This window comes from Paraburkholderia sp. J11-2 (assembly GCF_905220185.1).
Classification (GTDB): Bacteria; Pseudomonadota; Gammaproteobacteria; order Burkholderiales; family Burkholderiaceae; genus Paraburkholderia.
This window is the reverse complement of the sequence record NZ_CAJMYY010000040.1, coordinates 1-12,809: the sequence shown is the minus strand read 5'-3', so window position 1 is coordinate 12,809 and position 12,809 is coordinate 1. Positions and strand designations below refer to the sequence as shown.

The following is a 12,809-nucleotide window of genomic DNA, read 5'->3' as shown; positions in this document are numbered from 1 at the left end:
GTCACGTCGCGCTCCGTCTGGCGGCCTCACGCGCCGATTCGGTCTTGTTCGGCGCGACCACGACGACGCTGTCGCCATCTGCAATCGAATCGCTCGGGTTGAGCACAACGCGATCGGTCGGATCGAGCCCGCCACTGATTTCGAGCGTCTGCCCGAGGTCTTGCGCGATTTCCACCGCCTTGAGCTTGACCTTGCCATCCGCATCGACAACCGCAAGACGCGGGCCTTCCGAGCGGAACAGCAGCGTGTTGCCCGGCACCGTGAGCACGCCCTTCGCATCGGTCTGCAAGGCGGCCTGCACATAGGCGCCGGGCAGCAGCTTGCCGTCGTGATTGGGCAGCGAGATTTCGGCCTCCAGCGTGCGCGTGGCGACGTTGATCGCCTGCGCCGTACGCGTAACGGTGCCGTCGAACGTCACACCCGGCAACTCCTGCTCGGTCACGCTCACGTGCTGGCCAACCGCAACCTGATGCGCGTAGGTCTGCGGCACGTCGAGATAGAGACGCAGCGGGTCGGACTGCGCAATCGAAAAGAGCGCATGCCCCGCACCGCCATTGCCCGCATTCACGAGGTCGCCGATATCGACGTTGCGCTGCGTGATGATGCCCGTGATCGGCGCGACGATGCGCTGGAACGACTTCATCTCCGTGAGGCGGCGCACGTTCGCGTCGGCGGCGGCGAGATTCGCCTGGCCGGTGTTGAACGCGCCCTGGCGGTCGTCGAGTTCCTGCTGCGAGACCGCATCGCGCTGACGCAACTGCTGCGCGCGATCGAACGAGGTCTTCGCGAGCGCGAGCGTCGCTGCGACCTGATCGCGCTGCGCCTGCGCCTGCGAGAGTTCCTGGTCGATCTCGGGCGTGTCGATCTCCGCGAGCAACTGGCCTTGTTGCACATGCGCGCCGATATCGGCGTACCAGCGCCGCACGTAGCCGTTCGCGCGCGAGTAGATCGGCGCTTCGACATAGCCGCGCAGTGTGCCGGGCAGCACGATGCGGCCGTCCGCGCCTGCCGCCACGGGTTGCACGACGCTCACGTACTGCTTCGCGTTCTGCTTCGTGACATCGGCGAGATGGTGCGCATTCATGAGGTTCGAGACGATCGTGCGCGTGGCGCCTGCCGCGAGCAGCAGCGCGACCACGATCACCGCAAAGCGTGCGCGCTTGCCCGCCTGGCCGCGCGCCGGCAGGTCCATGCCCTGCTCGCCGCCGACGGTGATGTCGAGAGATGAATGGTGGTGGGGTTCGTTCATGTCTTCGGCCAATTGTGACTTAACGGGTATCGCCGCGTGCACCACGGCGCTGCGCCTCGCGCTCGCGCTTCGCGGCGGTGCGCTGGGCGAGCCGCGTATGCACGGTCGCAAACATCAGGGGTACGAACAATAGCGTGGAGACCGTAGCGAACAGTAGCCCGCCGATCACCGCGCGTCCGAGCGGCGCGTTCTGCTCCGCGCCCTCGCCGAGGCCGAGCGCCATCGGCACCATGCCGATCATCATCGCGAACGCCGTCATCAGCACCGGGCGTATGCGGGTGGCCCCCGCTTCGAGCGCGGCGGCGAGCGGCGTAGCCCCCGCGGTGAGACGCTGGCGCGCGAACGAGACCACGAGAATACTGTTCGCGGTCGCCACGCCCACGGTCATGATCGCACCCGTGAGTGCGGGCACGCTCAGGTGCGTGCCGGTGATGAACAGCATCCAGGCGATGCCCGCGAGCGCGGCGGGCAGCGCGCTGATGATGATGAGCGGATCGGCCCAGGACTGGAAGTTCACGACGATGAGCAGATACACGAGCACCACCGCCATCGCAATGCCCACGCCGAGTCCCACGAATGACGAACGCATCGTGCCGATCTGCCCGCGCATGGTGATGGTCGTGCCGCGCGGCGCGTGCGCCTGCACATGCCGGATGATGTCGTTGATGTTCGCGCCAACGGAGCCGAGGTCGCTGCCCTCCACGCTCACGAGCAGGTCGATCACAGGACGGATGTTGTAGTGCGTGACGATGGCGGGCCCGTTATGCGGCCTGAGCTGCACGAGATTGCTCACCAGCTGCAGCGGCGCATTGGCGTTCGTGCTGTGCGCGGAAACGGGCGTGCCCATCAGTTCGTTCATCGAGGTTTCGCGATACTGCGGCGTTTGCACCGTGAGCGGATATTCCACACCGTTTTGCGGACTCACCCAGAACGCGGGCGAGGTCTGCGTGCTGCCCGAAAGTGCGATCAGCACGTCCTGGGCAACGTTCTGCGGGCTCAGGTTCAGCTGCTGCATGCGCGAGCGGTCCATCGCCAGCGTGAGCGCGGGTTCGTCGTTGCGCTGCTCGATGTGCGCATCCACGGCGCCCGGCAATTGCCGCACCTGCTTGAGCAGCGTGCTCGCCAGCGCCATGTCCTGATTCAGATTCGCACCCACCACCTGCACGTCGATTGCGGCGGGCTGACCGAAGTTCAGAATCTGCGTGATGATGTCCGCGGGCTGAAAGAAGAACTCGACGCCCGGAAACCGTTGCGGCAGCAACGCACGCAACTTGTCGATATACGTGCTGGAGGGATCGTGATCGGGCTTCAGCGCGATCTGGATTTCGCCGTCGAGCGTGCCCATCGTCCCCGCATTGCTGTACGAGAGATTGATGCCGCTATAGGGCAGCCCGAGGTTATCGACGATCGTATCGAGTTGATCGGGCGGCACCACGTCGCGGACCACCTGCTCCACCTGGTCGGCGAGGCGCGCGGTTTCCTCGATGCGAAAGCCCGTTGGCGCGCGCATGTGCAAGCGAATGTTGCCGGCATCGACCGAGGGAAAGAAGTCGCGGCCAAGGAAGAACACAAGGACGAGCGACAGCAGGCAAAACGCGAGGAAGCTGCCGCCGAAAAGCTTACGGCGCGAGAGCAGCAGGCTCAACAGCGCGATGTAATTGGCGCGCACGCGCTCGAATGCATGATTGAAGCGCCAGTGAATGCGCGAGAAGAACGAGCCTTGCGCGCGCTGCGCATGCGCGCTGGGATCGTGGCCCTCGAACAGCAGCATGGCGAGCGTCGGTACGAGCGTGCGCGAGAGGATGTACGACGCGATCATCGCGAACACCACGGCTTCCGCGAGCGGCACGAAAAGAAAGCGCGCCACGCCCGTCAGGAAGAACATCGGCACGAACACGATACAGATGCACAACGTCGAAACGAGCGCGGGCACGGCGATTTCGCCCGCGCCTTCGAGAATGCCGTCGTGCAGTTTCGCGCCCAGATGCAAGTGCCGTTCGATGTTCTCGATCGTGACCGTTGCGTCGTCAACCAGAATGCCGACCGCGAGCGCGAGGCCGCCGAGCGTCATGATGTTGATGGTCTCGCCAAGCGCATAGAGCGCGATGATCGAGGAGAGAATCGACAACGGAATCGACACCGCGATGATGAGCGTGCTGCGCCAGTTGCCGAGAAAGAGCAGGATCATCGCCGCCGTGAGCGCCGCAGCGATGAGCGCTTCGCGCACCACGCCCTGCACGGCTGCGGAAACGAATACGGACTGGTCGAAGAGCGGTTTGACAACAAGGTCGGCGGGCAGCGTGTCGCGCGCCTTGGGCAACAGGTCCTTGAGTACGCCCACCACCTGCAGCGTCGATGCGTCGCCGCTCTTGAGGATCGACAGCAGCACGCCGCGCTGGCCGTCCTGGCGCACGACGTTGGTCTGCGGCGTGAAGCCGTCGCGCACGTGCGCCACGTCGCCGAGATAGGTGGTCGCACCGTTCACCGTCTGCACGGGAATCCGGTTCAGGCCCGCGATCGTATCGGGCGACGCATTGGTGTCCACACGATATTCGGTTTGCCCGAGCTTGGCCGTACCCGTGGGCAAAATGAGGTTCTGCGCGTTGACTGCGTTGACGATATCGGCGGGCGTGAGGCCCTTCGAAATGAGTGCGCGCGTGTCGAGATCCACGGAGATCACGCGCGTCTTGCCGCCATACGGGTAAGGCACCTGCGCGCCGGGAATCGTAATGAGCTGCGGGCGCAGGAAGTTCATCGCGATGTCGGCCAGCGCCTGCTCGCTCATTGACTTGCTGGAGAGGCCGAGCTGGATCACCGGAATGCTCGAGGCCGAATAGCTGATGACGAGCGGCGGCGTGGCGCCGGGCGGCATCTGCTTCACCTGCGCCTGCTCCGACGCCACGGCCTGCGCGATCGCCGTTTGCAGGCTCGCGCCCGGCTGCAGGAACAGCTTGATGATGGCGATGCCCGGCAGCGATTGCGACTCGATGTGCTCGATGTTGCTCACCGTGGTCGTGAGACTGCGCTCGTTGACCGAAGTGATGCGGTCGGCCATGTCCTTCGCGGAAAAGCCCGTGTACGACCAGATGATGCTGATGACCGGGATGTTGATGTTCGGCAGCACGTCGGTGGCCATCGACATAAGCACGAACGGCGTGGCCAGCACGATCATGATGGCCATCACGATAAACGTGTACGGTCGCTTCAGCGCGAGATTGACAATCCACATGTCAGTGTTTCGGACAACTCAGGCGAGGGGTTGAGACGAGGACGCATTCATCCAGCGGGTGCCGCATCATAGGCAATGGCGGTGGCAGTTTGCTGGCGCCAATATGGCGAAATTGACAGGCAACGCGCGAGGCGCGCGAAAGCGTACGGGAACGCAGATAGATCGCCGCTGCAGCGTCGCGAAGCGCCTGAAAAGCCGCCCGCGAAACGCCCGGTAACAGCCGCGCGCTTCGCGAGCCGTTCTTTAACTGCTTCAGTTCACTGCTTCAATTCACGAGGCGCAGGCGCTCCAGGTCGTGCGCGTTGTGAGCGCGGCCACGGCCGCTGCGCGCACGCGTACCTCGCGGCCCCGTGTGCGCCTCCATCTCGCGAAGCGGCGGCTCGTCACAGGTGGCGAGCGCGGCCTCCTGTTCGGCGAGAACGAGCGGCACCTTCTCGCGTAAAAACTCGACGAAGGTGCGGATCTTCGCGTCCAGATAGCGGCGCGAAGCGTACAGCGCGTAAATATTGAGCTTTTGCAGCGTGTGCGTGGGCAGCACGCGCACCAGGGTGCCGTCGGCAAGCCCGGGCAGCGCCACCGGCACCGGCAGCGGGCCGATGCCCATGCCTTCGCGTATGGCAAGCGCGAGCGCTTCGGGGTTGTTCACCTGGAACGGCGTCACGCCCGTATGCCGGAAGGTCTCGCCGAGCGGTCCCTCGGAAACCCATTGGCCGGCGGGCAGACTCGCGTCAGTCAGATGCAGGCAGGTATGCGCCTCGAGGTCGTCGAACGATTGCGGCTCGCCGCGCATGCGCAAATACGCCGGCGAAGCACAGAGAATCGCGGCGGTGCTGCCCAGATGCTGGGAGATCAGCGCGGAGTCCTCGAGCTCGGCGGCCACCACGACCGCCACATCGAAGCCCTCCTCGATGATGTCGGGCATTTGCTGCGCGATGGTGAGATCGACCGAGACCTCCGGCAAATGCTGCTGATAGCGCGCGATGAGCGGCATCACATAGTGCTGCCCGAAACTCGTGCCGCCGTACACGCGCAGCTTGCCCGCGGGGTTCGCGTGCGCCGCGGCGGCTTCGGCCTCGGCCTGCTCGATGTCGGCGAGAATGCGCTTGCAGCTTTGAAAGTAGCGCTCGCCCGCTTCTGTCATCGACATGCGCCGCGTGGTCCGGTTAAGGAGCCGTGTGCGCAGCCGCGATTCGAGGTCGGTGACCGCGCGCGAGACCTGCGCGGTCGTCATCGTTTCGCTCGCCGCAGCGCGCGTAAAGCTGCCGGACTCCACCACTCGCACGAAGACCCGCATATTGCGCAGCGTATCCATCAGAAACTCCCGTTCATTCGGCCTGCCTTCCCATCTCCACACGAATGAAACTAGTTTCGCCTACGAGCCGTGGCCAGATCCTGACTCGAACATGACGGCGCGGACAGCTTGGCGCAAAGCCCCGTCCCGCGTATGATCCACGGGCCCCCGATGTACCCGCCACGCTTGCGCGAGAGCCGCAAGGCGTGCGGCCGCCCTGCGTTTTCATGACAAAACGATGACTCTCGAATTCGCCCTGCGCCTTCTCGCGGCGTTCGCCTGCGGCGTCGCCATCGGCCTCGAACGCCAGATTCGCCAACGCACGGCCGGTCTGCGCACCATCACGCTCGTGGCAAGCGGCGCGTGCTTGTTCGTCACGCTCGGCGTGCTGACCGGCAATGGCTCGACCGGCGTCACGCAAATTGCGGCCTATGTGGTTTCTGGCGTGGGCTTTCTGGGCGGTGGCGTCATCATGCGCGAGAAGGGCTCGATTCAGGGCATCAATACTGCGGCGACGCTATGGTGTTCGGCGGCCGTGGGGGTGCTGTGCGGCGCAGGTCATTACGGCCCGGCGGTGGCCGGCACCGTCGTCGTGCTGCTCACGAATACCGTGCTGCGCGAGGTGAGCCGCATCATCAACGCATCGCCCGTTTCGAATGCGGATCTCGTGCGCGCTTATGTGCTTACCGTGGTTTGCCGCGAAGAGGACGAAGTCCATATCCGCACGTTGCTTTCAAATTCTTTGTACTCCACGCCGCTTTCATTTCAAAGCCTCACGAGCGAGGACCTGGCCGGCGATCCGCCGCGCCTGCGCGTGACGGCAACGATGCGCCTGCATCCGAAGTACCAGTCGAAGCTCGAACTCATGGCGAGCCGCCTGAGCATGGAGAAAGGCGTGTCCAGCGTGAGCTGGACGGCTGCGGAACCCGAAATCGCGCCCGAATGACGATTGCGCATGGCATCGGCTCGGATTCCTTACGATTGCATTTCTAATTTATTGCGCTTTTTAAAACTATCCGCGACAGAGTTCAAGAACTGTCAATTCTGGCCGCGTTGCATGGACGCTTATTCGCCCTTGGACTAAGCTGCATTCACCGTGATTCTTTCACGCCAACAAGGGGAGTCTATTCATATGGAACACGGCATCATTGCCTGGCTCATCATCGGCGCAATCGCAGGCTGGCTCGCTGGCGTCCTCGTCAAGGGCGGCGGCTTCGGATTGTTCATCGATATCATCGTCGGCATTGTCGGCGCGTTCATCGGCGGCTGGCTTGCCGGGGTGCTCGGCATTCATATCGGCGCCGGTATCATCAGTTCGATCATCACCGCCATTGTCGGTGCGGTCATTCTGCTCTTCATCATCCGGTTGGTTAGACGAGCGTAGCGAATCCGCGCTATCAATGAAAAACGGGAGCACCGTTGCCGGTGCTCCCGTTTTTATTTTGTGTACTGCTTTTGATCGCTCCCGCGATTATGCGTTCGATGCGAGTCCGCCCGTCGCTTCGGGCAGCATCGAGCCCGTTTGATTGAAGCGCAGATGCATTTCATACGCACGCGCGAGATCGTGCGGTGTCTGGCCGCCGATCTTGAGGGCGTCGCGATAGTAGTCGCGCAGCAGGTCGCGATAGAGCGGATGCGCGCAGCGCTCGATCACGAGGTTTGCACGTTCGCGCGGCGCGAGACCGCGCAGATCGGCCAGACCTTGTTCGGTCACGATCACGTCCACGTCGTGCTCGTTGTGATCGACGTGCGGCACCATCGGCACAATGCTCGAAATGCGGCCGTCCTTTGCAATCGCCTTGGTCGCGAAGATCGCGCACGATGCATTGCGCGCGAAATCGCCCGAGCCGCCAATGCCGTTCATCATGTGCGTGCCGCCCACGTGCGTGGAATTCACGTTGCCATAGATGTCGCATTCGAGCGCGGTGTTCAGTGCGATCAAGCCGAGACGGCGAATGACTTCGGGATGGTTGCTCACTTCCTGCGGACGCAGCACGAGCTTGTCGCGATAGCGGTCGAGTTCGGCAAGCACCTGAGCCTGACGCTGTGCGGAGAGCGTCATCGAGGCGCCTGAGGCGAAGACCATCTTGCCGGAATCGATCAGATCGAAAGTCGAGTCCTGCAATACTTCGGAGTACATCGTAAGCGCTTCGAACGGCGAATCCACAAAGCCCGAGAGCACCGCATTCGCGATCGTGCCAATGCCGGCCTGCAGCGGGGGCAATTGCGCGTTCATGCGGCCATGCTTCACTTCGTGCTGCAGGAATTCGATGAGATGGCTGGCAATGCGCGCGGTTTCTTCATCGGCGGGCAGCACGGTCGAAGGGCTGTCCGACTCGTTCGTGATGACGATGGCGGCGATCTTCTCTGGCGGGATTTCGATGGCGGTCGTACCCACGCGGTCCTGCGGCCGCACGATCGGCAGCGGATCGCGATGCGGGCGCCGGCCGGGAATCCACACGTCGTGCAGGCCTTCGAGCGCGAGCGGCTGCGCGAGGTTGATCTCGACGATCACTTTCTCCGCGAGAATCGCGAAGCTCGCCGAATTGCCGACCGAAGTGGTGGGCACGATCGCACCGGTTTCCGTGATCGCGGCGGCTTCGATGATCGCGAGATCGAGCTTGCCGAGCAGGTTCGCGCGCAGCATCTCGACGGTTTCCGAAAGATGCTGGTCGACGAACATCACCTCGCCGCGGTTGATTGCCTTACGCAGCGTCGAGTCGACCTGGAACGGCAAACGGCGCTCGAGCACACCGGCTTCGGTGAGCATGCGGTCGACGTCGTGGCCGAGCGAGGCGCCCGTCATCAGCGTAATGCGCAGCGGCTCCTTCTCTTCGCGCGCGCGGCGCGCCAGTTCGATCGGCACGGCCTTCGTGTCGCCCGCGCGCGTGAAGCCGCTCGCGCCAACGCGCATGCCATTGCGCACGAGTTGAGCCGCCTCGGCAGCCGAAGTAATTTTCCCGCGCAAGGCGGCACAACGAATACGGTCTTCGTACATCACAGTCTCCACAAACTCTCTGATCGCCTGGTGCCTATTCTCAGGTCTTGCATCGGCGGTCGTGCACTGCGAGTTTCACAAAACACTGTTGCAGTGTTTCGCGCAGCCACAATGCGCAAAGCCGCGGCACCCATATGAAGGCGTCGCGGCACAAGATGTCGGCGTGCGCCTGCACATGGCGGGCGTGATCTCGATCTCAGCTACCGAAATAAATATTGCAGAAGCTGACCGGGCCGACGCATTCATCTTTCTTTGCCGGCTTGACGATTTCGCGGTGCGCGGGCGCTTGCGCTACTTGAGGAGCAGCGGACTGCGCGACCTGCTGAGGGACACTCGCTGCCGGTGCTTCGTTCTGTGCATAAGCAGCGGCGGCGGCAAACAGCGAACAGGCAACAACAGCGATCTTCACGGACTTCATTTTACTCTCCAGTGCTAACGGGTACTGCGAAGCAGTGATGTGACTATATGACTCACGGTCGAATTGATTAAGAAGGCGGGGTGGAAGGCATATTTCCAGACTGCAGCAAGATCGCGCGCGCCTGCTTTTTCATTGTGTTTTCAACGATCTGCGCGGCGCACGCGTGCGGCGTGCACGGTGCGCCAGCGGCCCGAGCGGCGCATCGCGGTCGAGCAGCGCGCTGCGGATGAAGTGCAGGTGGCTCAACAGACGCTGCACCGCGTGCCGCCTCTCTCGCTCGTGATGCACCGTCGCGAGCGCTTCCTGGGCGATCCAGGTCGCCGCGCGCACGGCACTGAGCGCGTGGTCGAGCGAGGTTCCGTCCGGGCTCTCGAAAAGATGCGCGATAGCCTCCTGCACGCGCTCCAATGCGGCAGGCCAGCGCGCGTCATGACGGTCGAACCACGCTGCCGCATGCGCCTCGTTGCGCAGATCCACCACGGCATGCCCAACTTCGAGCGTCACGAGCATCCAGCGCAGCGCGCGCCGGTGCGCCTGGCGGCGCCCGTTCAGCAGGAGCCGCAACTGGTGCATCAGATCGTGCGTGCCGGACTGAAAGCGCTGCCCGAGGCCTTTCAGTTCCCCATGGCAGGCCAGCACGACCTGCCCGCGCAACGACACGCACATACGCTCGACGAGCCAGTTCATGTGCGGTGGAAACACCACTGCGAATGCGAGCGAGGCAACCAGCATCGCGGCAACGACGGCGATGCCGTTGTTGATCAGCAGATCCGGCGTGTAGACGATCACGTTGTCGGGACCCGCAAGCAAGCAGAAGAACACCGAGAAGCCGACGCCGTAGCCCGCGATGCGCGAGCGCGTGGCAAGAAAAGCGCCGATGGCGAGCACGGGTACGAGCGTCGCGCAGAGCAACGGAAAGCCATCGACATTGGGATAGACGTAGCAGGTGAAGAGATAGCCCGTCACGGCGGCAAAGACTGCGCCGACCGCCATCTGCACGGCCATGCGCGACGCGTTCGGCGACGACGAGGTGAGCGCACACGTGAGCGCGGCCGCGATCATCGCGAGGCCGCCGCTCGGCCAGTCCGTCTCGACCCAGAACCAGCCCAGCGCCGCGACCACCACGGCCGTGCGCACGAAGGTGAACGCCACCACGTACCAGCTCGTGCGAGGCACGTAGCGCGCGCCGCGCGGCTCCTGCGCAGGACGCGCGTCCATGAGCGATGCCCACGTGCGGCTGTAGCGCACGATCTCCGTCGTGAAGCGATAGATGAGTTCAGCCGAGGTGTCGAAGTCGGGCAGCGCGTCGGGAAGCGTATGTTCGAGCGGCCGCCGCGTCTCGCGCACGTGACGCGGCAGCGTGCGCTGGAAGGCTTCGAGCCCGTCGGCGAGCCGCCGCGTATAGGCGCGATCGCTTTCGTTGCGGCTCGGCCGTTGCGCGAGCAGCGCGGCAAGCTCGCCGAAATATGGCGCGAGCGGTGCGATCGCCGCGTCGCTCCAATGCAGCCTTTTGAGCAACTGGCGCAGCGCGTGCAGCCGCGCGCAGGCGTCCATGAATTCGGAGTTCAGGCGCGAAAGCAGGCCGCTGCGCGCGCGCATGGTCGGATCTTCGAAGAATGAGAAAGCGCGCGTCGCCTCGAAACCGACGACATCGTCGACGAGACTCGCGAATCGCCCTTCGAACGCGCCCCTTTCGAGCCGCCCTGCCAACACCGCCGCGGCGAACGCAGTAAAATTGAGATATCGGGCGCGCAGGGTGCGATCGAGCAGCGAGCCCGACTGCCGGGGCACGATCACTGCGCTGACCATGCCCGAGCAAAGAATGCCAACGGCCACTTCGGCGCCGCGTCCTAACGCGGCGAGAAAGAGACCGTTGGGCTGCATGACTAGCGGGATGCCGATCAGCGCCGCCGTGTAGCCGGCGAGCACGAAACCGTACCAGCGAAAATGGCGATTCCTCATGGCGGCAGCCGTACAGGCAGCCACCCACACCGTCATCCCGAGTATGTAAAGCTCGGGCTGCTGGACGAACACGGCGCCCAGCACGACTGCTGCAATCATTCCCACCGCGGTGCCGACGATGCGATAGAAGCTCTTGGCGAACACCATGCCGGAGAGCGGCTGCATCAGGACGAAGACCGTGGTCATCGCGATTCGCGGCTGCGGCAAATCCAGCAGCATGGAAATGCCCATGGCAAGCAAGCCGGCCGCCACCGTTTTCAGCAGATGAATCCAGATCGCGCCATCGGTGGCCTGCCAGTCGCGCAGCGCCCGTCTGGCGGCGCGCCATATGATTTCCGCGCGCCGACGCGAGTCGAACGCTCGATGTATCGCAGGCTGGCGGCTCATGACAAACGCTCGGGCTGTTTCGAGGACAGGGGCCGATTGTAGGAGCGTCATTGCGCCGCATTAATGGGACGCGCGGGGAACCTCCGTTCCAGATCACTCAACAATGACGCGCCCCGAGAGGCGGACAATATCGTTTCTGCACCGAACAAGAAGGTCAAGAAGGTCTGATGGATACGTTACAAAACATGCGGGTGTTCGTCCGCGTCGTAGAAGCGGGCAGCTTCACGGCAGCGGCTCAGTCGCTGGATTCGACCACCGGCGCAATGTCGCGCGCGGTATCGGAACTCGAAGCGCATTTGCGCACCCGTCTGCTCAATCGCTCAACGCGCCGGCTTGCGCTCACGCCAGCCGGCGAGCGGTATCTGAAGCGCTGCTCGCAGATTCTCGCGGACGTCGATAGTGCAGAAGAAGAAGCGAGCTGCGCACACGAACGCCCGGCCGGCGCGCTGCGCATGCACAGCTTCGCGAGTATCGGTCAACAGTACGTCCTGCCGGCGATTTCGCGCTATCGCGCACTGCATCCCGAGGTCACCGTCGAACTGACGCTCTCGCAACGCATGCCAGATCTTTTCGAGGGCAGCAGCGATGTGTCGGTGGTCACGGCGTCGTCACTACCGAATTCCGATCTTGTTTCGCACCAGTTGGGCTCGACGTACAGCATTCTGTGCGCATCGCCTGGTTATGTGCATACGCACGGCGCACCGCGCTCACCCGCCGATCTATCGCATCACGACTGTCTGATTCTCAAATCACCGGCGTTTCCAGCGCACGAATGGACGCTTGACGGACCCGAGGGTAGCGTCGAAATGCACGTGGACGGCCCCGTGCAGGTGAATATCGCGGAATCCCTCGCAGTGGCGATACGCGAGGGGATGGGGATTGGGATGCTGCCGGTCTACGCGGCAATCGAAGGACTGCGTAACGGTACGCTCGTGCGCGTGCTGCCGCAGCACAAGCTGCAGAAGACGAACGTCTACGCGCTTTATCCGTCGCGCAAGTTCGTCGACGCGAAAACAAAGACGTGGGTGGAATTCTTGCGCGCGCATCTTCCGCAAGTCATCGAACGCGACCTGGCGCTGCTCGAGGAGCTGACGCAGGAGCAACTCTCGGATGTCGCAGAGGATGCTGCTTTGGCGAAGGACGCCGCGGTCGCGGCGGCTGTGCAGAAGGCGGCGCAATAAGACTTTGATTGCTAAAGCTGGCTAAAGCAAAAAAGCCGTCCAATGGACGGCTTTTTTCCTGCCTGGCGCCTGGCGTGTCGCGTTCTTTCACGAC

At 63.6% G+C, this 12,809-nt stretch carries 9 protein-coding genes; 3 read left to right on the top strand and 6 right to left on the bottom strand.

Annotation, left to right across the window (positions count from 1 at the left end; all coding sequences use genetic code 11):
• Position 1: 1 nt before the first annotated feature.
• From U5A57_RS36960 to U5A57_RS36950, 3 genes are all read right to left on the bottom strand, one after another.
• Positions 2–1,249 (bottom strand): efflux RND transporter periplasmic adaptor subunit, encoded by a 1,248-nt coding sequence (locus tag U5A57_RS36960; protein ID WP_321916814.1) that lies wholly within the window; start codon positions 1,247–1,249, stop codon positions 2–4.
• A gap of 19 nt (positions 1,250–1,268) precedes the next feature.
• Entirely contained in the window at positions 1,269–4,478 is a 3,210-nt protein-coding gene (locus U5A57_RS36955; RefSeq protein ID WP_321916813.1) for an efflux RND transporter permease subunit, read from the bottom strand.
• A gap of 265 nt (positions 4,479–4,743) precedes the next feature.
• On the bottom strand, positions 4,744–5,790 hold the full coding sequence (locus U5A57_RS36950) for a LysR family transcriptional regulator (RefSeq protein WP_321916811.1): 1,047 nt from the start codon (positions 5,788–5,790) through the stop codon (positions 4,744–4,746).
• Between the two features lie 217 nt (positions 5,791–6,007).
• Here U5A57_RS36950 and U5A57_RS36945 point away from each other — a divergent pair, with 217 nt between their 5' ends.
• Both U5A57_RS36945 and U5A57_RS36940 read left to right on the top strand, forming a co-directional pair.
• Positions 6,008–6,715, top strand: a complete 708-nt coding sequence (locus tag U5A57_RS36945; protein WP_321916809.1) for an MgtC/SapB family protein — start codon at positions 6,008–6,010, stop codon at positions 6,713–6,715.
• Positions 6,716–6,901: 186 nt separating this feature from the next.
• Positions 6,902–7,153, top strand: a complete 252-nt coding sequence (locus U5A57_RS36940; protein WP_321916894.1) for a GlsB/YeaQ/YmgE family stress response membrane protein — start codon at positions 6,902–6,904, stop codon at positions 7,151–7,153.
• A gap of 87 nt (positions 7,154–7,240) precedes the next feature.
• Here the strand turns inward: U5A57_RS36940 and U5A57_RS36935 are convergent, their stop codons facing one another.
• The 3 genes from U5A57_RS36935 to U5A57_RS36925 all read right to left on the bottom strand — a co-directional run bounded on the left by U5A57_RS36935 (position 7,241) and on the right by U5A57_RS36925 (position 11,534).
• Positions 7,241–8,767 (bottom strand): acetyl-CoA hydrolase/transferase family protein, encoded by a 1,527-nt coding sequence (locus U5A57_RS36935; RefSeq protein ID WP_321916807.1) that lies wholly within the window; start codon positions 8,765–8,767, stop codon positions 7,241–7,243.
• A 196-nt stretch (positions 8,768–8,963) separates the two neighbouring features.
• Positions 8,964–9,185, bottom strand: coding sequence for a hypothetical protein (locus U5A57_RS36930; RefSeq protein ID WP_158759427.1), 222 nt, complete (start codon positions 9,183–9,185; stop codon positions 8,964–8,966).
• Between the two features lie 129 nt (positions 9,186–9,314).
• On the bottom strand, positions 9,315–11,534 hold the full coding sequence (locus U5A57_RS36925) for an FUSC family protein (protein ID WP_321916805.1): 2,220 nt from the start codon (positions 11,532–11,534) through the stop codon (positions 9,315–9,317).
• 167 nt (positions 11,535–11,701) lie between these two features.
• Between U5A57_RS36925 and U5A57_RS36920 the strand changes: the two genes are divergently transcribed.
• Positions 11,702–12,715, top strand: a complete 1,014-nt coding sequence (locus U5A57_RS36920; RefSeq protein ID WP_321916803.1) for a LysR family transcriptional regulator — start codon at positions 11,702–11,704, stop codon at positions 12,713–12,715.
• The last annotated feature ends 94 nt before the right edge of the window (positions 12,716–12,809 follow it).

What these genes read in the sequence shown, in the direction of transcription:
- U5A57_RS36960 (WP_321916814.1), bottom strand. Translation starts at nt 1,249, where the DNA reads ATGAACGAACCCCACCACCATTCATCTCTCGACATCACCGTCGGCGGC.
- U5A57_RS36955 (WP_321916813.1), bottom strand. Translation starts at nt 4,478, where the DNA reads ATGTGGATTGTCAATCTCGCGCTGAAGCGACCGTACACGTTTATCGTG.
- U5A57_RS36950 (WP_321916811.1), bottom strand. Translation starts at nt 5,790, where the DNA reads ATGGATACGCTGCGCAATATGCGGGTCTTCGTGCGAGTGGTGGAGTCC.
- U5A57_RS36945 (WP_321916809.1), top strand. Translation starts at nt 6,008, where the DNA reads ATGACTCTCGAATTCGCCCTGCGCCTTCTCGCGGCGTTCGCCTGCGGC.
- U5A57_RS36940 (WP_321916894.1), top strand. Translation starts at nt 6,902, where the DNA reads ATGGAACACGGCATCATTGCCTGGCTCATCATCGGCGCAATCGCAGGC.
- U5A57_RS36935 (WP_321916807.1), bottom strand. Translation starts at nt 8,767, where the DNA reads ATGTACGAAGACCGTATTCGTTGTGCCGCCTTGCGCGGGAAAATTACT.
- U5A57_RS36930 (WP_158759427.1), bottom strand. Translation starts at nt 9,185, where the DNA reads ATGAAGTCCGTGAAGATCGCTGTTGTTGCCTGTTCGCTGTTTGCCGCC.
- U5A57_RS36925 (WP_321916805.1), bottom strand. Translation starts at nt 11,534, where the DNA reads ATGAGCCGCCAGCCTGCGATACATCGAGCGTTCGACTCGCGTCGGCGC.
- U5A57_RS36920 (WP_321916803.1), top strand. Translation starts at nt 11,702, where the DNA reads ATGGATACGTTACAAAACATGCGGGTGTTCGTCCGCGTCGTAGAAGCG.